16 protein-coding genes are annotated in these 20,779 nt (G+C 47.8%); 5 read left to right on the forward strand and 11 right to left on the reverse strand.

What is annotated here, in order from left to right; translation table 11 throughout:
- The first annotated feature begins 112 nt into the window (after positions 1-112).
- Genes ACOJUN_RS20585 through ACOJUN_RS20595 form a run of 3 tightly spaced genes read left to right on the forward strand, consistent with a single transcriptional unit; the run spans position 113 to position 4,835 of the window.
- On the forward strand, positions 113-2,035 hold the full coding sequence (locus ACOJUN_RS20585) for a PrkA family serine protein kinase (protein ID WP_422133752.1): 1,923 nt from the start codon (positions 113-115) through the stop codon (positions 2,033-2,035).
- A gap of 17 nt (positions 2,036-2,052) precedes the next feature.
- Positions 2,053-3,324: a YeaH/YhbH family protein gene (locus tag ACOJUN_RS20590; protein WP_422133753.1), complete on the forward strand. Its 1,272-nt coding sequence runs from the start codon at positions 2,053-2,055 to the stop codon at positions 3,322-3,324.
- 2 nt (positions 3,325-3,326) lie between these two features.
- Positions 3,327-4,835 (forward strand): SpoVR family protein, encoded by a 1,509-nt coding sequence (locus ACOJUN_RS20595; RefSeq protein WP_422133754.1) that lies wholly within the window; start codon positions 3,327-3,329, stop codon positions 4,833-4,835.
- A gap of 46 nt (positions 4,836-4,881) precedes the next feature.
- Here the strand turns inward: ACOJUN_RS20595 and ACOJUN_RS20600 are convergent, their stop codons facing one another.
- The gene (locus ACOJUN_RS20600) at positions 4,882-6,318 is read right to left on the reverse strand and encodes a glyceraldehyde-3-phosphate dehydrogenase (RefSeq protein ID WP_422133755.1); all 1,437 of its coding nucleotides are present in this window, start codon (positions 6,316-6,318) and stop codon (positions 4,882-4,884) included.
- 327 nt (positions 6,319-6,645) lie between these two features.
- Between ACOJUN_RS20600 and mfd the strand changes: the two genes are divergently transcribed.
- Complete coding sequence (gene mfd / locus ACOJUN_RS20605; RefSeq protein WP_422133756.1) at positions 6,646-10,089, forward strand: transcription-repair coupling factor; 3,444 nt, start codon at positions 6,646-6,648, stop codon at positions 10,087-10,089.
- Positions 10,086-11,042 (forward strand): CsiV family protein, encoded by a 957-nt coding sequence (locus tag ACOJUN_RS20610; protein WP_422133757.1) that lies wholly within the window; start codon positions 10,086-10,088, stop codon positions 11,040-11,042. Before mfd ends, ACOJUN_RS20610 begins: the two co-directional genes overlap by 4 nt.
- A gap of 76 nt (positions 11,043-11,118) precedes the next feature.
- Here ACOJUN_RS20610 and ACOJUN_RS20615 read toward each other — a convergent pair whose 3' ends face one another.
- From ACOJUN_RS20615 to ACOJUN_RS20660, 10 genes are all read right to left on the reverse strand, one after another.
- Positions 11,119-11,550 (reverse strand): ATP-binding protein, encoded by a 432-nt coding sequence (locus ACOJUN_RS20615; protein ID WP_422133758.1) that lies wholly within the window; start codon positions 11,548-11,550, stop codon positions 11,119-11,121.
- Between the two features lies 1 nt (position 11,551).
- Entirely contained in the window at positions 11,552-11,884 is a 333-nt protein-coding gene (locus ACOJUN_RS20620) for an STAS domain-containing protein (RefSeq protein ID WP_422133759.1), read from the reverse strand.
- A gap of 16 nt (positions 11,885-11,900) precedes the next feature.
- Complete coding sequence (locus ACOJUN_RS20625) at positions 11,901-13,094, reverse strand: PP2C family protein-serine/threonine phosphatase (RefSeq protein ID WP_422133760.1); 1,194 nt, start codon at positions 13,092-13,094, stop codon at positions 11,901-11,903.
- 35 nt (positions 13,095-13,129) lie between these two features.
- Entirely contained in the window at positions 13,130-14,206 is a 1,077-nt protein-coding gene (locus ACOJUN_RS20630; RefSeq protein ID WP_422133761.1) for a mechanosensitive ion channel family protein, read from the reverse strand.
- 142 nt (positions 14,207-14,348) lie between these two features.
- Positions 14,349-15,476 (reverse strand): mechanosensitive ion channel family protein, encoded by a 1,128-nt coding sequence (locus ACOJUN_RS20635; protein WP_422133762.1) that lies wholly within the window; start codon positions 15,474-15,476, stop codon positions 14,349-14,351.
- A 94-nt stretch (positions 15,477-15,570) separates the two neighbouring features.
- Positions 15,571-16,617, reverse strand: coding sequence for a beta-N-acetylhexosaminidase (gene nagZ, locus ACOJUN_RS20640; protein WP_422133763.1), 1,047 nt, complete (start codon positions 16,615-16,617; stop codon positions 15,571-15,573).
- Positions 16,618-16,656: 39 nt separating this feature from the next.
- A complete protein-coding gene (locus ACOJUN_RS20645) occupies positions 16,657-17,139 on the reverse strand; it encodes a L,D-transpeptidase family protein (protein ID WP_422133764.1) in 483 nt (160 codons plus the stop codon).
- Between the two features lie 66 nt (positions 17,140-17,205).
- Positions 17,206-17,853 carry a TetR/AcrR family transcriptional regulator gene (locus ACOJUN_RS20650; protein WP_422133765.1) on the reverse strand — a complete coding sequence of 216 codons (648 nt, stop codon included), beginning with the start codon at positions 17,851-17,853 and terminating at the stop codon, positions 17,206-17,208.
- A gap of 619 nt (positions 17,854-18,472) precedes the next feature.
- Entirely contained in the window at positions 18,473-19,684 is a 1,212-nt protein-coding gene (locus ACOJUN_RS20655) for a pepsin-like aspartyl protease (RefSeq protein ID WP_422133766.1), read from the reverse strand.
- 249 nt (positions 19,685-19,933) lie between these two features.
- Positions 19,934-20,404 (reverse strand): hypothetical protein, encoded by a 471-nt coding sequence (locus ACOJUN_RS20660; RefSeq protein WP_422133767.1) that lies wholly within the window; start codon positions 20,402-20,404, stop codon positions 19,934-19,936.
- Positions 20,405-20,779 lie beyond the last annotated feature (375 nt).

Genomic DNA, 20,779 nt, shown 5'->3' on the forward strand with positions numbered 1-20,779 from the left:
CATCGTTCTTTTATGAAGAAGATGAAATACTTCACTCCCTGATTCATTGTCATCACTGGCTTTTCAACTATCTTCACTTCACCTGCAGACGAATCCCGTCGGAGTAAGCAGCATGTCCCTGTTTGAACATTACCAGCAAAGATATGACCTGACCCAGGAAGAAGAGATGAGCCTTCAGGCTTTCCTGGAACTGTGCAAGAATGAACCCGGAACCTACGCCAGCGCCGCCGAGCGTATTCTTGAGGCCATTGGTGAGCCGGAGCTTATCGATACTTCCAGAAACCCGAGACTCAGCAGAATTTTCTCCAACAAGTTAATCAAACGCTATCCGGCGTTTGATGGCTTCTTTGGTATGGAAGAAGCCATTGAACAGATTGTTTCTTACTTCCAGTACGCCGCCCAGGGACTGGAAGAGAAAAAGCAGATTCTCTACCTGCTTGGCCCGGTGGGCGGTGGTAAGTCGTCTCTGGCAGAAAAACTGAAAGAACTGATAGAAAAAGTGCCCTTCTATGCCATCAAGGGGTCACCGGTGTTCGAATCACCGCTGGGTCTTTTCAACCCGGAGCAGGACGGAGAGCTGCTGGCGAAAGAATTCGGTATACCCGGTCGCTGTCTGCGCTACATTATGTCCCCATGGGCTGTTAAGCGCCTTGAGGAATACAAGGGTGATATTACCCGATTCAGAGTCGTCAAACTCTACCCTGACCGACTGAAGCAGATTGCCGTTGCCAAAACCGAACCCGGCGATGAAAACAATCAGGATATTTCCAGTCTGGTAGGCAAGGTAGATATACGACAACTGGAAGAGTATTCCCAGGATGATCCGGATGCCTATAGCTTCTCGGGGGCGCTCTGCAGAGCCAACCAGGGCGTTATGGAATTTGTCGAAATGTTCAAGGCGCCCATCAAGGTACTCCACCCTTTACTGACAGCCACCCAGGAAGGGAATTACAACAGCACAGAAGGTCTTGGCTCCATTCCTTACGAAGGCATTATTCTTGCTCACTCGAACGAATCGGAGTGGCAGGCATTCAGAAACAACAAAACCAATGAAGCTTTTATTGATCGCGTCAATATAATCAAAGTGCCCTACTGCACCCGTATGAGTGAAGAGATAAAAATTTATCAGAAGTTACTTGAGCACAGCTCTCTGAACAAGGCCCCCTGTGCCCCGGACACATTGCGGATGCTTGCTCAATTCAGCGTTTTGTCGCGAATTGTTGATCCGGAGAATTCTTCCATTTACTCGAAGATGCGGGTTTATGACGGCGAGAATCTCAAAGACACCGATCCCAACGCCAAATCGCTCCAGGAATACAAGGATGCCGCTGGCGTTGACGAGGGCATGGAAGGATTATCAACTCGTTTTGCTTTCAAGATTCTCTCAAAGGTCTTTAATTTTGACCCTACCGAAATAGCAGCTAACCCGGTTCACCTGTTGTACGTTCTTGAACAGCAGATTGAACAACAACAGTTCCCTGAAGCGTTGGAAGAGCGTTACATCGGCTTTCTCAAGGAGTATCTGACGCCAAGATACGTTGAGTTTCTGGGTAAGGAAATACAGACGGCTTATCTGGAGTCCTATTCTGAGTATGGCCAGAACATATTTGATCGCTACATTACCTACGCGGATTTCTGGATTCAGGATCAGGAGTTCAGGGACCCGGATACCGGGCAGATTCTTGACCGTAAGGCACTGAATGATGAGCTGGAAAAAATTGAGAAGCCAGCGGGCATAGCCAACCCGAAAGACTTTCGCAACGAGGTGGTGAATTTTGTGCTCAGGGCCAGAGCTGACATGCAGGGCAAGAATCCTATCTGGCTCAGTTATGAGAAGATGAGAGCCGTGATTGAGAAAAAGATGTTCTCCAACACAGAAGATCTGCTGCCGGTCATCTCTTTCAACGCCAAGGCTTCTCATGACGACCAGAAGAAACATGCCGACTTTGTAGACCGCATGGTCCAACATGGCTACACCGAAAAGCAGGTCAGGCTGCTGTCTGAATGGTACATCAGGGTCAGAAAGTCCCAGTAGCCCGGCAAGTGACCGTCATGAGTATCATCATTGATCGACGCCTGAACAGCGGCAAAAAAAGTACCGTTAACCGTCAACGCTTTCTGCGACGGTACAAAAACACCATCAAAGAGTCTGTAAAGAAGCAAATCAACCAACGCTCGATTACCGATATGGAGCGTGGTACGGATGTCACTATTCCCAGGAAGGATGTATCAGAACCGGTCTTTCATCATGGCGATAATGGTCGCAGACAACATGTTCATCCCGGCAACAAAGAGTTCCACTCAGGTGACAGGTTCAAGCGCCCAGAGGGTAGTCAGGGTCAGGGGGCAGGTGAAGGCGAAGCCAGTCATCAGGGTTCGGGCATTGATGACTTTGTCTTCCAGATCAACCGGGATGAATTTCTTCAGTATCTCTTTGAAGATCTGAAGCTGCCCAACCTGATCAGGAAAAACCTGATGGACACCACCGAATACTCTCTCAGGCGTGCCGGATTCACCTTGTTTGGCTCTCCTGACCGGTTGAATGTCGTGCGTTCACTCAGGGCCGCTAATGCCCGCAGAATTGCCCTTTTTGGCAAGGAACGCAAATTGATCAGGGAGTTGAAGCGTCAACTCAGGGAGCTTGAGGTACAACCAGGTGGTCGTGACAGGGAGAAGGAAGAGGCGCTTCGCCATCAAATCACTGAATTGAACAAAAAGCTGCGTCGGTTGCCGTTTATTGACGACTTTGATCTGCGCTTTAACAATCTGGTGAGGGTGCCACAACCTTCCAGCAAAGCCGTTATGATCTGTATCATGGATGTCTCGGGTTCCATGACCCGGGAGATCAAGGATATCGCCAAGCGGTTTTTTCTTTTGCTTTACCTGTTTCTGGAAAGAAATTATGAAGCCACTGAAGTGGTTTTTATAAGACATCATTCCCAAGCACGAGAATGTAACGAACAGGATTTTTTTTACGCCAGAGAAACGGGAGGTACCATTGTCTCTTCAGCACTGGTGCTAGCCAGGCAGATCATTGATGATCGTTATCCATCGGCAAAATGGAATATTTATGTTGCTCAGGCCTCAGATGGCGATAACTGGGACAGCGATAACCCACTCTGTCATGACGCCATTACCCGGAAGCTTCTGCCTCTGGTCCAGTATTTCGCCTACGTAGAAATCGCCAACCGGCATCAGAACCTCTGGCATACCTACAAAGACATCGAAAAAAACTTCAGTGAACAGTTTGCCCAGCAGCAGATTCGTGACCAGAGCAATATCTATCCGGTCTTCCGACGTCTTTTCGAAAAGAAAGTGGAATAGCCATGACTCGCCAGTACCTTTCAACCGGTTCCGAATGGACCTTCGAATTGCTTCATGCTTATGACAGGGCCATTGGTCAGCTGGCAGAAAAATTTAAGCTTGATACTTACCCGAACCAGATCGAAGTCATTAATTCGGAACAGATGATTGATGCCTACGCTTCAGTAGGCATGCCCCTGATGTACCATCACTGGAGTTTTGGCAAAAAATTTCTCACCAACCTTCAAAACTATCAGCGCGGCCACATGGGCCTGGCCTATGAAATCGTCATAAACTCTAACCCCTGCATTGCCTACCTGATGGAAGAAAATTCCATGGCCATGCAGGCGCTGGTGATTGCCCATGCCTGTTATGGTCACAACTCTTTTTTCAAAGGCAACTACCTCTTTCGCCAGTGGACCAATGCAGACTCGATTGTCGATTATTTATTGTTTGCCAGGAACTACATTTATCAGTGCGAAGAGAAATACAGTGTGGATGCCGTTGAAGAGATGCTTGATGCCTGTCATGCGCTGATGAACCAGGGGGTCAATCGATATATGCGCCCTTCTGCTATTTCTGCAGAAATGGAAAAAAATCAGGCACGGGAAAGAGAAGAATATATCCAGAGAAATATCAATGACCTCTGGCGTACGGTCCCGACCAAAAAGGAAGACCCTGCCAAATTGAGAAGACGTTTCCCTCCGGAGCCGGAAGAAAATATTCTCTACTTTATTGAAAAAAACGCCCCACTGTTAAAAACCTGGCAGCGGGAACTGATTCGAATTGTCCGTAAGATAGCCCAGTATTTTTATCCTCAGCGACAGACCCAGGTCATGAATGAAGGCTGGGCCAGCTTCTGGCATTACACACTGATGCATCAGCTCTTCCGGGAAGGTCTGATAAACGAAGGCTACATACTCGAGTTTCTGCATTCCCACAGTAATGTCGTGTTTCAGCCGGATTTTGATGATCCACGCTATTCCGGCATTAATCCTTATACCCTGGGCTTTAATATCTACCGGGACATTCGCCGGATATGCGAGCACCCTACTGAAGAGGACCGGCTCTGGTTTCCTGACCTGGCGGGCAGTGACTGGCTGAAAGCTATCCATCACGCCATGGTTCAATACAAGGACGAGAGTTTTATACTCCAGTTCCTTTCACCCAAAGTGATGCGGGATATGAAGTTATTTTGCATTGATGACGACCACAAAAAAGCCTTCCTGGAAGTCAGCGCCATACACGATGAGTCAGGTTACAAAGCACTCAGGGAGGCATTGTCCAATCAATACAATCTGGGTAATCAGGAGCCTAATATCCAGGTTTATGATGTTGATGTAAGAGGAGACCGCTCGCTGACCCTGATTCATTCCATGCACCTAGGTCAGAACCTTCACGCAGGAACTGCTATGGAAATTCTCAAACACCTGCACCTGCTATGGGGGTTTGACGTACGGTTGAATTCCGTGGACGCTAAAGGTGTGGTACAGCACAGTTACTGTACCTCGGAAATACACTGCACCCCCTGAAAAAACTCATCAGATGAGCTTTTTCAGGACGATAGACTAATGCCTGTTATTGAAGAGGCAGGGTCTTGTGGTGATTACCGGTCATGTGTTGCAGAATACGATTGACCTGGCAGCTGTAACCAAATTCGTTGTCATACCAAACGTAGAGTACGCAGCGGTTACCATCAACAATGGTGGCCTGACTGTCAACAATACCCGCATTACGGTTACCGACAAAGTCACTGGATACCGCTTCAAAAGAGGTCACGTAATCGATCTGCTTCTTGAGATCAGAGAACAGCGCCATCTCGCGGAGATAGCTGTTAAGCTCTTCAACGGTAGTGTCTTTGGACAGATTCAGGTTCAGGATAGCCATGGATACGTTGGGAGTCGGAACCCGAATGGCATTACCGGTCAACTTACCCTGCAACTGAGGCAGCGCCTTTGAGACGGCCTTTGCAGCTCCGGTTTCAGTGATCACCATGTTCAGGGCAGCACTGCGACCACGGCGGGAACCTTTATGGTAGTTATCAATCAGGTTCTGGTCATTGGTGTAGGAGTGAACGGTTTCCACATGGCCATTCTCAACACCAAATTTGTCGCAGATCGCTTTCAGTACGGGTGTGATCGCATTGGTGGTACAGGACGCAGCAGAAATAATCTGATCTTCATCATTGATGATGTTGTGGTTGACACCAAACACAACATTTTTCAGATCGCCCTTGCCCGGGGCAGTCAGCAGAACCCTGGAAGCTCCGTTAGACTGAAGGTGTTGACTCAGACCTTCCTGATCACGCCATACACCGGTATTGTCTACGATGATGGCGTTGTTAATACCGTAGCTTGTGTAGTCGATGGAATCCGGAGAGTTGGCATAGATAAACCGGATCGCCACACCGTTTGCGTAGATGATATTGTTCTCTTCATCCACACTGATGGTGCCATTGAATGAACCGTGGACCGAGTCACGTCTCAGCAGACTGGCACGCTTTTGCAGATCGTTTTCCGCTTTGCCCTTGCGAACGACAACCGCTCTCAAATTCAGGCCGGAACCACCTGCTCGTTCAACAAGAATTCGAGCCATGAGTCGACCAATACGACCAAAGCCGTAGAGAACGACATCTTTATCGTCATGGCCATTGCCATTCTTGCCATCCACGAGCCCGGAGACCTGACTGCGAACGTACGCTTCCAGGGTTTGCTTGCCTTCACTTTTTTCGTAGCCGGATGCCAGCTTACCAATATCAATTCTGCCCGGAGCCAGGTTCAGCTTGCTCAGCAATTCAATGACAGGGAATGTCTGACGGACACAGAGGGCAGAACCTTCTACCTGGCGGACGTATTTGTGAGATTTAAGGATGTCAATCACAGAACGGTTGATGATTGAGCGGCCATAGATTGAGGTCACAACGTTGTTTTCGCGATACAAGCGGCCGATCAATGGAATCATGGATTCGGCTAAGGCTTCACGTTCTCTCCAGTCCTGAAAATGGTCTTTTCCCACGGTTCCAATCCTGTAATTTTTATGCACTCAAGGCTGTCAATCAGCTCAAGGCTGTTTACTTCTGGCAGACTGTCACCCGAAAGCAACCGACAGGTTACCTCAAACAACATAGGTCTACGTTTTTTGGCCTTTCGGCTCAGGGGCTATTATCCAGAGTTCACCCCCACTTGGCAACAAAGTACAACAAACTTTAACACTGCGTTTAATCATTCTTTCGATACATAAAAGACTGTTGCTGCGCCAGTGCATGGTATCTGGCGCCCCGAGCAGCTACAATTGCGGGTCTAGCGTATAAAGAACAAACCACCTTTCATGTCGCAGGCCAACTTGAAATCATCTTCTTTCCAGCTTCCAGAGACTCCGGGGCATAAAACCTTCTGGGGTCATTTAAGCCAGTCAACAAGCTCATACGCCATAGCCAGTGCCGCCCGGTCAACCCGCAGGCCGCTTCTGGTTATTACCCCGGATTCCGCTCAGGCCAATGCCCTTGAAGAAGAACTGAGTTTCTTCCTAAAAGGTGATCGGTCCACCCGGATTCTGCACTTTCCCGACTGGGAGATACTGCCCTACGATGCTTTTTCTCCCCATCAGGACATCATTTCCCAGCGGCTGAAAACCCTGTATCGACTGCCTCGCAGCGAAAAGACCCTGCTGATCATCTCGGTTTCCACCCTGCTGCACCGACTCTGTCCCCGGGATTATCTGGAATCCAACTGTCTGGTTTTGAAGCGGGGTGAAACCTTTGTACTTGCCAAGAAAAGGCAACAACTGGAACAGGCGGGTTATCGTTGTGTTGAAACAGTCTACGAGCATGGTGAGTTCGCAATTCGGGGGTCGCTCATGGATATCTTCCCCATGGGTTCCGATACCCCCTACCGGATTGACCTGTTTGATGATGAAATCGATACCCTGCGAATTTTTGATCCGGAAAGCCAGCGCTCCATAGAACAGGTTGATCATATAGAACTGCTTCCAGGTCATGAATTCCCAATGGACAAGACCTCCAGAGATCGCTTCCGCAGTCTGTTCAGAGAAGCGTTTGATGTGGATCACCGTGAGTGTCCCGTGTATCAGGACATAGGACAGGGAATGGCAAGCCCGGGTATTGAATACTACCTGCCCCTGTTTTTCGAAAAGACAGCCACGCTGTTTGATCATTTGTCCACTGACACAACGATCATTCAATATCAGGGCGTGCAGGAAGCGATTGAACACTTCTGGCAGGATCTGACGGATCGCTACGAAAACCGGAAAGTCGATAAACACCACCCGCTTCTGCCTCCCGCAAAGGTTTTAATGCCTTCAGAAGAAATCAACCGGGCTCTGAAACAATACCCGCGTATTATCCTGTCAGCTGAGCATGTTGATGCCCCGGACAGCTTCAACCTTGATCACCAGTCATTACCTGAGCTGACCCTGAATGCCCGAGCCGACCACCCTTTAAAGCCTCTTGAAGACCTGATCGAGTCAGGACCAAGGGTTCTTCTGGTGACCGAGAGCGCGGGTCGCAGGGAAGTCCTGCTGGAAATGCTGGCCCAGTCCGATATTCGCCCCGATACATTCAACAGCTGGGATACCTTCCTGAGCAGAAAAGAGACGCTGGGGATTACCCTGGGTACTTTAGCATCAGGATTCTTTCTCAAAGATCTGAATATTGCCCTAATTCCGGAATCCCTGCTTCTGGGCCAGAGAGTTATGCAGCGCCGCAGGCGAAAAGGCGATACCCAGACCGATACCGATCAAACCATCCGTAACCTGACCGAGCTGAGAGAAGGTGCTCCGGTCGTCCATATTGATCATGGCGTAGGACGTTATCGTGGGCTTCAAACCCTGTCCGTTGATGATCAGGAAACCGAATTCCTGACCCTGGAATACGCCAGCGAAGCTAAACTCTACATTCCTGTCGCTTCTCTGCATCTTATTGCCCGTTACACCGGCACGGATGATGAGCTTGCTCCTCTGCACCGTCTTGGCAGCGAACAATGGTCCAGGGCTCGTCGCAAAGCGGCTGAGAAGGCCAGAGATGCTGCAGCGGAGCTACTGGATATCTACGCCCGACGAGAAGCCAGAAAGGGCTTTGCCTTTTCGGCACCGGATCAACAGTATCATGCATTCACGGCCGGCTTTCCGTTTGAGGAAACACCGGACCAACAGCAGGCAATTATCAATGTCATAAAAGACATGTCTGAGGGTAAACCCATGGACCGACTGGTCTGTGGTGATGTCGGTTTTGGCAAGACAGAAGTGGCTATGAGAGCAGCCTTTCTGGCAGTCCAAAGTGGCAAGCAGATAGCGATCCTGGTCCCGACCACCCTGCTGGCTCAGCAGCATTACGAAAGCTTTCGTGACCGTTTTGCCGACTGGCCCGTTGAAATCGACGTAGCCTCACGTTTCAAATCGGCAAAGCAAATTCAAGGACTCAGGGAGAAAGTCGCAGAAGGCAAACTGGATATCATTATTGGTACCCACAAACTGATTCAGGGTGATTTCAAGTTCAAAAATCTGGGCCTGTTGATTATTGATGAGGAGCACCGCTTCGGAGTCAGGCACAAGGAAATGCTGAAATCCCTGCGTTCCGAAGTTGATATTCTGACTCTGACGGCTACCCCGATCCCACGGACACTTAATATGGCAATGTCGGGTATTCGCGACCTGTCAATCATAGCCACGCCACCTGCACGACGGCTGTCAGTTAAAACCTTTGTTCGACAAAACGATCAATTACTGGTCAAAGAAGCCATTCTGCGTGAGCTATTGCGCGGCGGTCAGGTCTATTACCTGCACAACGAAGTTTCCAGTATCGAGAAAGCGGCTGCTGATTTGCGGGAGCTTATTCCTGAGGCACGTATTGCCGTCGGTCACGGTCAGATGCGTGAAAGAGAGCTGGAGCAGGTCATGTCCGACTTCTATCACAAACGACATAATATCCTGGTCTGTACTACCATCATTGAGACAGGTATTGATATACCGAATGCCAATACCATTATCATCCACCGATCGGACAAGTTTGGCTTGGCACAATTGCACCAGTTGAGAGGTCGGGTCGGTCGATCTCATCATCAAGCCTATGCTTACCTCTTGACACCTTCACCAAAATCCATGACCAGGGATGCTCTGAAAAGACTGGAAGCCATTGCCGAAGCCCAGGACCTGGGAGCTGGCTTTATGCTGGCATCCAATGACCTGGAAATACGGGGAGCGGGTGAGTTGCTGGGTGAAGATCAGAGTGGGCAGATTCAGAATGTTGGCTTTACACTCTATACCGAAATGCTTGAGAAAGCAGTGGAAGCGATCCGAAAAGGTGAAACACCGGACCTGGACAAACCTTTACAGCAAGGCAGCGATGTGAACCTGCGGTTACCCGCACTGCTTCCGGAGGACTATATTCATGATGTTCATAACCGACTGATTCTCTATAAACGAATTGCTGCAGCGAAAAACGACGAAGATCTGAAAAACCTTCAGGTTGAACTGATTGACCGATTCGGCCTGTTGCCGGAACAGACCAAGAACCTCTTTCGGCAGACCCGTCTCAGGTTAAGAGCCGAGAAAATGGGTATCATTAAAATTGATGCAGGTGCCAGCAGTGCCCGAATCGAATTTAATAGTCAACCGGACATTGACCCCATTGCGATCATTCAGCTGATTCAATCTGAGCCGCACCTATACAAACTGGAAGGTAGCAGCGTGTTGAAGTACAGTGGCTCCATGGAAAAAGGCGAAGCACGATTCAAGCTGCTTGAGCAACTACTGGATCGACTGACCCCATGATCGACTGGCCCCATATACCTCGGCAGTGGCAAACGGCTGCACACCAGACTGAAGGTCTGAGAGTTTCAGGATTGAGCAGGGATTTTATGAAACAAAAAGCGATCGGCACCCTACTTCTGAGCACAATCTCCATGACAGCCATTGCCAGTGAGGATACGCAGTGGTACCAGGCCGACATGATTGTATTTTTGAACGAGCAGAGTGCCAGTGACAATGAGAAATGGCCTGATATTACGGCTCACCCTCTTCCCGCTGACACCATTAAACTAAAATCCTACAACGCCGGGGCGGACGCAAAAGGAACCTCTTCTGATCTCACTGACTTTCTGGATCGTCCTGACAAAAAGCCTGCAACAGATCTGGAGCGGGATGCCTTTGTGTCCCTGCCCTACCCATCACACTTGTTGCAAAGTGAAAGCAGTGCCCTGTCCAAAAATGGTGGCTACCGGATTCTCGATCAAAAAGCCTGGCTGATGCCGCTCAGGGAAGGCAAAAGTTCGAGGCCAATCAGGATAGGCAACTACAACACACAAAGTAAAAAACCCAGTATGTTGGAAGGTACCGTTACGATCAGCTCCAGTCGTTATCTGCATGTAAAAGTTAATCTCTGGTACAGCGAACTGGCATGGGAAGCACTGGCAAAAAACATGGAGAATGTTCAGCCGCACCCGGAGTCTCAAAAGAAACCAACCCTGGATAAAAATCTGCAACTGGTCAGGGCACCTGACGGTCAGCCCATGAAGATTTCCCGTAATTTTCATTTGCAGGAAAGTCGCAGAATCAAAAACAGTGATGAGGTTCAGTACCTGGACAGCCCGGTCATCGGTGTTCTGTTCAAACTGACGCCCTATAAAAAGCCGGATAAACCTTTGCTACCTGAAATGGAAGCTGACCAGGAAAAAAGCCCGGAGCCAGGGATACTACCCGGAATTGTCGATCAGGAAGGCAGCTGATTCGGAGTAATACCCATCGTGCTTTCTAACCCGAGACAAGGCGGCGTGGAAAGTTCGATTGGTATAAAAAGAGCTGTCAGTGGCGCAGCTCTTTTTTCATGATAAAGCTGTTCTTGTCCTGGTTTGACTCATAGGTCACCTGATCCATCAGCTTGTTCACAATGTGTAGACCACGGCCACTGCACAACCAGGCTTCAGGATGCTCAGGATCAACGACCATTTCAGTCTTATTCTGCATGACATCGTCCGGAATACTGTGTCCCCAGTCGCTAACAGAAATATTCATCATGGTCTTGTCCAGATTGATACACACTTCCACCGGATGGCCCGCTTCATTTTCGTAAGCATGCTCAATGGCATTGTTGACAATCTCTACCAGACAAAGCTCTAGCCGATTAATTTCAACAGGAGAGAGAGTGGTCATGGCACAGACACCTCTGACCGCCATAGCCACCAGCGTTGTATTGGATAACTGGCTGTCGATTTCCAGCTTCAGCACCTGTGACATGTCAGCTCCCTTTAACAGCCTCAGCCACTGAACCATGGAGTTTGAACAATTTATCCATGGACGTAAGATCAAACAGATCCTGCACCGCAGGTTGTGCAGAAGCCAGACTGAGTGACCCCTTACCCGACAATTTCTTAAGACCCGCTACCAGCACGCTCAAGCCTGTGCTGTCCATAAAACGCACTTCGGCAAGATCTATAACTATGTCGGATTTGCCGTCTTCAATCAGATCAAACACATAGGTTTTAAACGCTTCGGCAACGGAAGCATCAAGACGGGACTCATCAATCCGGACCACTGTAATGTGGCCTTCCTCGTGGTGTTCAAACGCCATGCCATCCTCCTGGCTTTCAGGGTTTCCATTCCAGTAACAGGTAGGTCACATCGTCATCGAAACGGTCCAGCTCACTCCAGTCTCTGACATTTTTCTCTACCTGGTCAATAACCGATTTTAAATCTTCTTCTAAAGTATCTTGCAGGCATTGCAGCAAACGGGCCTCACCAAACTGTTGACCTTCAGTGTTTTCACATTCTGTGACGCCGTCAGAATAGAGAAACAGACGGTCACCCGGCTGAAACTGCAAAGTGCAGGAGGTGTATTCCATATCCGGCATCATACCGATGGGCACGCCTCCACCCGCAACGGGCTCTACAATGGCTTTATCACGATGAATCCATAAGGGTTGCGGATGACCCGCCTGGGATAATGTGACTTGACCTGTGCGACTATTGATAAGTCCATAGGCAATGGTGAAATAAAGCATCGATTCCGGTGTCAGCTGAAACCGCCTGTTCAGTGAGGCCAGAACTTGTTCGGGCGCACGCACCTTATTGAATGGCTCATAATCCAATGTTTCCCTGACGATGGAGCCTCTGCCCGATGTTTCTGAGAGAATATTATTCAGAGTAAATGAAAAGAGCGCTGAGGGAATACCATGCCCGGCCACGTCCAGTTGATAGAACCCTAAGGTTTCACCATCAATAGCCTGATAACCAAACATGTCCCCGCCCAGTATTTTGCTGGGCTGGAAAAACCAGTCAAAAGAAACATGTTGTATGGTCGCCGGTTGAGCCAGCAAAACTTCCTGGGCTTTGGCCGCCGATTCAAGATCTTTTTCAACGGTCTGAATCGCTTCAACCAGGCGTGTATTTTGCAGCTCGAGCTGCCTCTCAAGTTCGATGATACGAATCCCTGCTTTCAGGCGGGCAGCCAATTCATCAAAATTAACCGGCTTGGCAAGAAAATCATCCGCCCCGTCATTCATGCCTTCAACAACTGCCTTATGATCTGCATTACCGGTGAGCAGGATAAAATAAATATAACGTCCAAGATCTGTTTTTCGGGTCTGCCTGAGCAGTTCCAGACCATCCATCTCAGGCATCATCCAATCGCTGATGATAATTCTGACATCCTGATGTTCCCGCAGAATCTCCAGAGCCTGTCTACCATTCTCGGCCTCGAGTACCTGGTGCCCCTGCTTTTTCAATACCACGGAGAGCATCAAACGCTGGTCACGAGCATCTTCAACGATAAGAATATTCATTCAGCCTTTATCGGCCGGGCCTTATTTCATCTTAATCAGTGGCTATCATTATCGGGTGAGTTACCTGACTCTGGTTCAGCATTCGCTTTATGAATCACTTTCATCACCGGATAGGCGAACTCCGCTCCTGCTTTTTGCACTGCAGAAGCAATGATCAACATGATGCTTTCCTGGACCCTGACAAAGTCCACTCTGCCCTTGGGAATGACATGCACCCGGACCTGACACTCCAGTGATGAATCCCCATATTTAAGAAACCTTGCATAGTGGGGCTCCGAACAATCCAGCTCGGGATGCTGAAGAAATTCTGTCGTGATCTGATTCATGACGGCGGGGATCTTGTCCAGATCCTCGTAGCGAATACCAAAGTTTTCAACAACCCGGCGGTTACGCATTCTGGATGGATTTTCCAAAACGATACTGGTGAAGACCGAGTTCGGGACAAACACGGGTCTGCGATCAAAATTTCTTATCTGGGTCAAGCGCCAGCCAATATGTTCTACATGGCCTTCTATCTGTCGGTCCGGAGAACGAACCCAATCGCCTTCTTTAAAGGGTTTATCCAGCATTAACATCAAACCACCAAAGAAGTTGGCCAACCATTCCCTGGCAGCCATACCCACAATCAAGCCGCCTACGCCACCAAAAGTCAGCAGCGCGGAGAGCGAATAGCCCAACTTTTGCGCCAGAATCATCACCGCCAGAACAATCAGAACGATATGAAAAAACCGTGACAGGGTTCTGGCCAGGTCGAGATCTTTATCTTGAACGCCCGAGATCTCGGCAATGTTCGGTAACTGCCTGATGAGTCTCAGCAGAAGCCAGAGTGGAAGTAATACTGAGCAGACAGCTTCTGATGTGGCCAGCCAGTCATGGCCTTCTTCTTCACTATGATCAACAAACCAGTGAGCGAGGTAAAAAAAACATAACAACCACGGAAGAAGCAACAACGGAGGACGAAAAGCTGAGGCCAGACAGGCTCTCACCGATTGATTCTCAGATTGAGCCCACCGACTGAGAAGGAAGTGGCTGAACCAGGAAACGATAACAGCAGCCACAAGCGCTGTCACTAAATCGACATTCTCCCCTTTAAGAAGACCCTCCCAAAACATTGCCTGCTCCTCGCACAAGAAAACCCCACGGTAAAGGAGATATCGGCCATCGCCTTCCCGGTTATATTCAGACCATTGAAATTATCCTCAAGGGATAAAAGCTGGACGAACATACTTTGATTTCAACACTGAAGGGTTGAAATCAATCTATCATAGCTCGTTCAGCCGTTTTTGCCGGTGTCTGTTTCAACTTGCCGAGCCACTCTTGCGGGACATCAAGCGTCCGGGTCGGGAAGGCAATATCAGCACCATGAGAATGGATAATAGCCATTATCCTGACCAGGACATCCTGTTTAACCCTGAGGTACTCTGCCCAGTCTCTGGTACATGTAAAGCAATAGACTAAAATATCGAGGCTGGAGGGTCCAAAGGCATTGAGCGATACGAGAAGAGTCTTATCGCTGGCGATTTCATCGTTGTCGTTCAGATACTGCCGTATTTCCTCGACGATCACCTCCACCTTCTGGCCATCCTGATACCTCAGGCCAACAGTTTCCTTGATCCTTCTATTTTCCATTCGCGATGGATTCTCAACAGAAATGCTGTTGAAAGTGGCGTTGGGAACGTAGAGTGGTCGCTTATCAAATGTCTTGATGCGGGTTTCTCTCCAGCCAATGTATTCCACAGTGCCTTCAATGTTTCTATCCGGCGAACGAATCCAGTCACCAACCCGGAAGGGTTTATTCAGGTAAATCATCAGACCACCAAAGAAATTGGCCAGCATATCCTTAGCGGCAAAACCGACTGCCAAACCTCCCACACCACCAAATGCCAAAAGACCTGAGATACTGTAGCCAAGTGACTGTAATACAGTCAGAAAACAGATGATGATGACCACAATTCTGCTTAATCTGCCAATCGCTACTACAGTCGTTGGATCATTAGACCGATCGCCTGCCAGTTCAGGATTCAGAAAGTTTCGCTCCAGCTGACGAATGAAACGGATAATGCTCCAACCCGCCAGAGTCAGGATAATGACATCCCTGAGATTATTCAGACCATCAATTAACTCAGAATCCGTAGCCTTGGCAGCTACACCAACAACCCAGCAGAAACCAATAACCCAGATCAGCAGGATCACAGGGGTTCTCAGTCCCCTGATAACGGCATCATTCCAAGGGGTAAGGGCTGCACGACCATCTCTGGAAAGATGAGCAAACACTCTGGACAAGATCAGATGGATAACGCCTGAAATCAACAGGACAATAACGGCCTGAATAACCCATTGAGGAATATCCAGTTCATGAAAAAAAGGGTGAGAAAGAGACATTATCAGACTTCCGGATAGAAAACGGGACACTTAACACTGAGAATGATTTCATTCCCACAAGGTTGAAATCATTCTATGGACGTTTTATGGCAGATCAGTTAAATCGTTCAGAAAGATAATCCAGTCTGTCCTTGCAACTAAGATAGCGATCCATGGTCACCAGCTCTTCCAGAGCTCGACCGCCACGGGCCTGAAGAGATGAAAGATCAGGCGTAGAGAAAGAAGACCGTTCAAGCCAGGGCAGAACTTCCCGGACACCCTCCCTGCTGCTTAATAACAATAAATCACAACCCGCATTCAAGGCTTTTTCGACCCGGACAGTGTAACTTCCGGCTGAAGCTGCACCCTCCATGGTCAGACAGTCACTGATCACTAAGCCATTAAAGCCGATCTGTTCTCTAAGGATGTCTTTCAACCAGATTGATGAAAAACCACAAGGCTGATCATCTACTTCAGGAAAAACAATGTGAGCGGGCATAATCGCTTCTATGCCCTGCTCTATCAGAGCTTTGAATGGCGCCATATCTTGCTGCTGGATGGCATCCAGCGCACGACTATCCCTGGGCAGGGTCAGGTGAGAATCTTCGTTAACACTGCCATGACCGGGAAAATGTTTACCTATACAGGGCATTCCTGATTCACGGACACCACTGAACCATGCACCGGCCAGTTTAATGACGGTTTCTGGCTCACAGCCGAAGGCACGGTCGCCCACTATATCTGTAAGACCCAGATTAAGATCCAGGACCGGAGCCAGACTCATGTCAAGGCCGCAGGAGAGTATTTCTTCAGCCATAAGCCAGCCACAATCCTCAACCAACTCCAGGGCTTTCTGGGGATCACATTTGAAATAGCTGGCATAACGCTCTGCAGGCGGCAAACGGGTAAAATCGTTTCTGAAACGCTGAACCCTGCCACCTTCCTGATCCACCATCAGAATCAGGTTTTGTCTGATACTTCTTATGTCTCTGACCAGATCACACAACTGTTTACGATCGTGAAAATTCCGGGCAAAAAACAACACGCCGACAACACCGGGATGCAGGAGTAATTCCCGCTCTTCAGGCTGGAGGGTCTGACCTTCAAGGTCGATTATCAGAACGCCATTATTTTTCGCATTGTTATGATCATGCCTGTACATACTTTTCTTGCTCTCCTGACCCGTCTGAATGCGATAAAACTACTTTGGCAGAATATCAATAGTAGTTCCCGGAAGAACCCGGTCAAATAAATCAATCATGTCACGACCATGCATCCTGATACAGCCTCTTGAACCCGGCTCGCCCATCACAGCGGTATCGGGTGATCCGTGGATATAGATGTAGCGTCGCATGGTATCGACATTTCCCAGACGGTTGTAGCCGGGTTCAAGACCGCTTAACCAGAGAATTCTGCTTAAAATCCAGTCCCGACGTTCAGAGTATTGTTGTAATAGTTCGGGTGAATAGATCTCACCCGTGTATCGCCTTCCCACAAAAACCGCATGGAGAGGGAGGCCCTCACCGATTTTCGCACGAATAATATGACGCCCCAGTGGAGTCTGCCAGCTACCTTCCTGCTGCCCTGTTCCTTTACTGGCGGTGGATACAGAGTAACAAATCGTTTCTGCACCCTTTTGCAGCAGCTCCAGAGTCTGCGAGGCAATTCTAACATTAATGTGCACAGATGAATCTCGTATTGACTGGTTTCGCTTTGGCTCAGGCTCGAGAGCCAGCAACTCGAATAAATATTATCGACCATTCTTATAGGTGGCATGAGCACGCAGACCAGCTGCCATAAATGGCACCATTCTTCTCATAATGTTCTCAAGATTGTCATCAATGTCATAATCTCTCTGGGCAATGGAGAGAAGTGCATCGGCGCCAGATACGGAAAAGACAGCAGAGCCAAGACTGAAATAGGTACGCCAGAATTTATCGGCTATCGGAAGGTCAGGACAGGCCCTGAACAACAACTCAAAGTATCGGCTGAAGACGGTTCCATAAGTTTCCGTCAGATAACGCTTCAAATGCCCCTGGTTCTGTGTGAAAGCCAGCCCCATGAGTTTCATAAAAATAGAGATGTCATCGGGCCTTCTGGGTTTTACAGCAAGAATATGGTCAACAAGTATCTCAAGCACAGCCTCAAGATCAGGTGGCTCACTCTGATCGGACCACTCATCCAGAGTGGTATCCAGCCCTTTCATGAAGGGGTCCAGAAAACGGGCAAAAACCGCCTGTATCAGCGCTTTTTTGGAACCAAAGTGATAGTTCACTGCAGCCAGATTAACCCCTGCCTGTTTTGTAATGGTTCTTAAGGAAGTCTCTGAGAAGCCATGTTCAGCGAAGAGCAGTTCGGCTGAATCCAGAATTCTTTCGACAGTTGAAAGTTGTGCCATGGTACAAAGCATTTTATAAGTTTATTAAACGACTGTGTAGAAGCTACGTATCTGGCCCCGAACTGTCAAGGCTGCTGCAGCTTGAATCGACTTCAAGTCAACACTTCAAGCCAATGCTCTGGACGACCTTGCATACCCTTTAGCTTACCCTCTACAACAGCCACCCTATGGTGGACCTAATGTCAAGAAAATAAATCAATAATTTAAGTCAAGTCCTGCATAGCAAGGAATACGGGAAAGCTCTTGCTTTGAGGGCATTCATGTTTGGGCTATCAACGGGACGGAGAAATATGTGGTAGGCATCACGGAAAGCCAGATTTCCAAATAGAATCGCTTGCCCGCAAGATCATCCATACTGTTGTTGGTCACTGGATAATGGTTGAAAACAGGAAGTTCTGCAAAAGCCGCTGAAATAGATAGAAAAAAAACGCATATACGAATGTTATTTAAAAATGATGATTCTCATAGCGATTACCTTTTCAGACTCTATGTAGATAAAAAAAACCTCCTTGATTTTAGACGGTCATTTGAGGTTCAGCTCGAACCAGATAATAAATTAATGAATTCATGACCATGATTTTCATTGGGTAATGTTTTTGTACGAAAACTATCTGATTAATCAGTATAATGCCCTGAGTGTTTTTGGTTCATTGAGCCTGTCATGTGACTTGGCAAAACCAATCCGATCATCTGTTTTATCGAAAACGGTGTAAAACGCTCTCATGAATGGATTTCCAAGGATCCAAGATTCATTATTTATTCCGGGCATTTCGTCAATTCCAGCATGACATTCAACCATTCCAAAGCAGTTTTGCTCTTTGACTACATAAATTTGTGGGGGAACCTCATAGATATGGCCACCAATGGAGACCTTCAGAGGTGGAAGTTGGCTGACGTTTGAGCAATCTGCTTTCACATCAAGAGATTCAAGAATGGATTCGACGTCTTTTTCTGGCCCATAAATATAAAGTGCCCCTGTATCAATATGGGCTTTGCATTGTCTTTCTTGACAGCTTAGGAGAATATTTTTTGCTCCGACTGAGATGCCGTCAAAAGAAATATCGTAATAAGGATGTTCACCATCGATAGCTATCAGGGAGTGCCAGTATATAGGCCCCTGATAATAGAAAGGGTCGGGCTCACCGATAATCATAACACTACCGCCCTTGTTGGTTTTTTGGGACAGGTAGAACGAAAAGACAGCTTTATCGATCAAACCCTGTTTTAGGGCATTGTCTAACCATGATGGGATGATACTATTGCTCTTAAAGCCCAAGCCTAAAACGCCATCGAACGGATGGTCCTCGATATCATCTGAAATAACGTCGGCTACAGCAAATCCCTGAGATACTACCTTTATGCCACCGAGAGTAATATCATCATAACCGAAGATACCAGATATTTTACCTCTGGCGTAACTTAGGTTCAGTCTGTGGCTAGTGCGTACAAACGAGCTGCTGCTTTGTGGATCAAAACGTTTTTTGTCAGAGCAGCTGTTAGAACTACATGTTGTACCAGGAACCCAGATATAACTTGATCCGGTATCTAAAAGAACTTTAAATACCTGATCGTCAGATCCAATTTTTATCTCGCCGTAATACTGCGTATTACCGAAGTTGTGTAGTAATGTCTTTCCTTTAGCCATTTCTGGTCCATAAATTTTCAAATAAAGTCGCTTACCGGGAAGGTCACCCATATTGCTGCTGGTTACTGGAATGCGGTTAAAAACAGGAAGATCTGCAAAAACCGCTGAAACAGATAGAGAAAAAATACATATAAAAATATTTTTTAAAAAGAGTTTGTTCATAATAATTACCTTTTCAGACTCCATGTAGTGCCTGCCCGAAAACCCACAAATAATCCGATTCAGCAGGCAGCAGCAAAAATTTTTGTTTAAAATTCAGCCTACTCATCTGTGGGTGCTACTTTTTGGTTTATTTCTGTTCAGCGGCTCTGTCGCCACAGGCTTTCATGCTGCTCCGAAAACAAAGTGGTTGCCCACTCTATCAACTTGCAAATAGCATCTCTGAGCAGGTTGATATCCGTCGGAAAGTGAACATTGGTTTTTACGACGATCGAGTCAGCGCGGGCGCGTGGCCTCTCTTCTTTTTTTTACCAATTCACGGCCAGCATTGACGACGACCTGATTGTTCTGGTCCAGAATTTCCGGTGTGAACAATGAGATGTTGTCTTGCAGGGTTTGCAGTTTGTACTGGTGTTCACAGTAAGACCCATGGCCTGGAATCTTTCGGTGAGTTCCATGCTCGTTAGCCAGCTCAAGAAGCCGGTCGTAGTCGCAGTTAATGACCAGCCGCAAGGCGCCAAAAACCAACATCCTCCAGGGATCCATTCCGGGACGCCCGTTACCTTGGTCGGCAGCTATCATACCCTGAAGCACGTGAAAAACCTGATTCCTCAACTCGATATTTGTCCAGATATATTGCAATGCCAGGAGCAAGCGGGGAGTGTCATCCCTTGACCTGAGATTGAATGTAATGGCAGAGATATCAACCTCGCCAAGCTGCATTTGTGGATTAATGGTCTGGCGCATAAGTTCGGGAACGTCCTGTTGTGGAAAACCTTCGTTCCTTAAATTAGGCTATAAGCCGCTATTTTCAAGTATTTGAGGGTTTTCGGACGGGCACTAATTATATTGCGACTGTATACGAATGAGCTGCTGCTTACTGGACTGTGGTTAAAAGCAGGAGATACCACAAAAGCCGCAGGAATGGATAGAGAAAAAAAACATATAAAAATTATTTTTAAAAAGATATGGAAGACCTTCTGCATCCGGACGCACCACTTTATTGCAGGGAGCAAGGCGTTATCGTAACTGACCAAGCGGTTAGTGATTTGTGAAAACAAATTGTTAACTATTAGATATAAATGGCCGCATCGTGACTCACGATTTACAGCTATATCAAAG

This window comes from Endozoicomonas sp. ALD040 (assembly GCF_049275945.1).
In the GTDB taxonomy this organism is placed as follows: domain Bacteria; phylum Pseudomonadota; class Gammaproteobacteria; order Pseudomonadales; family Endozoicomonadaceae; genus Endozoicomonas_A.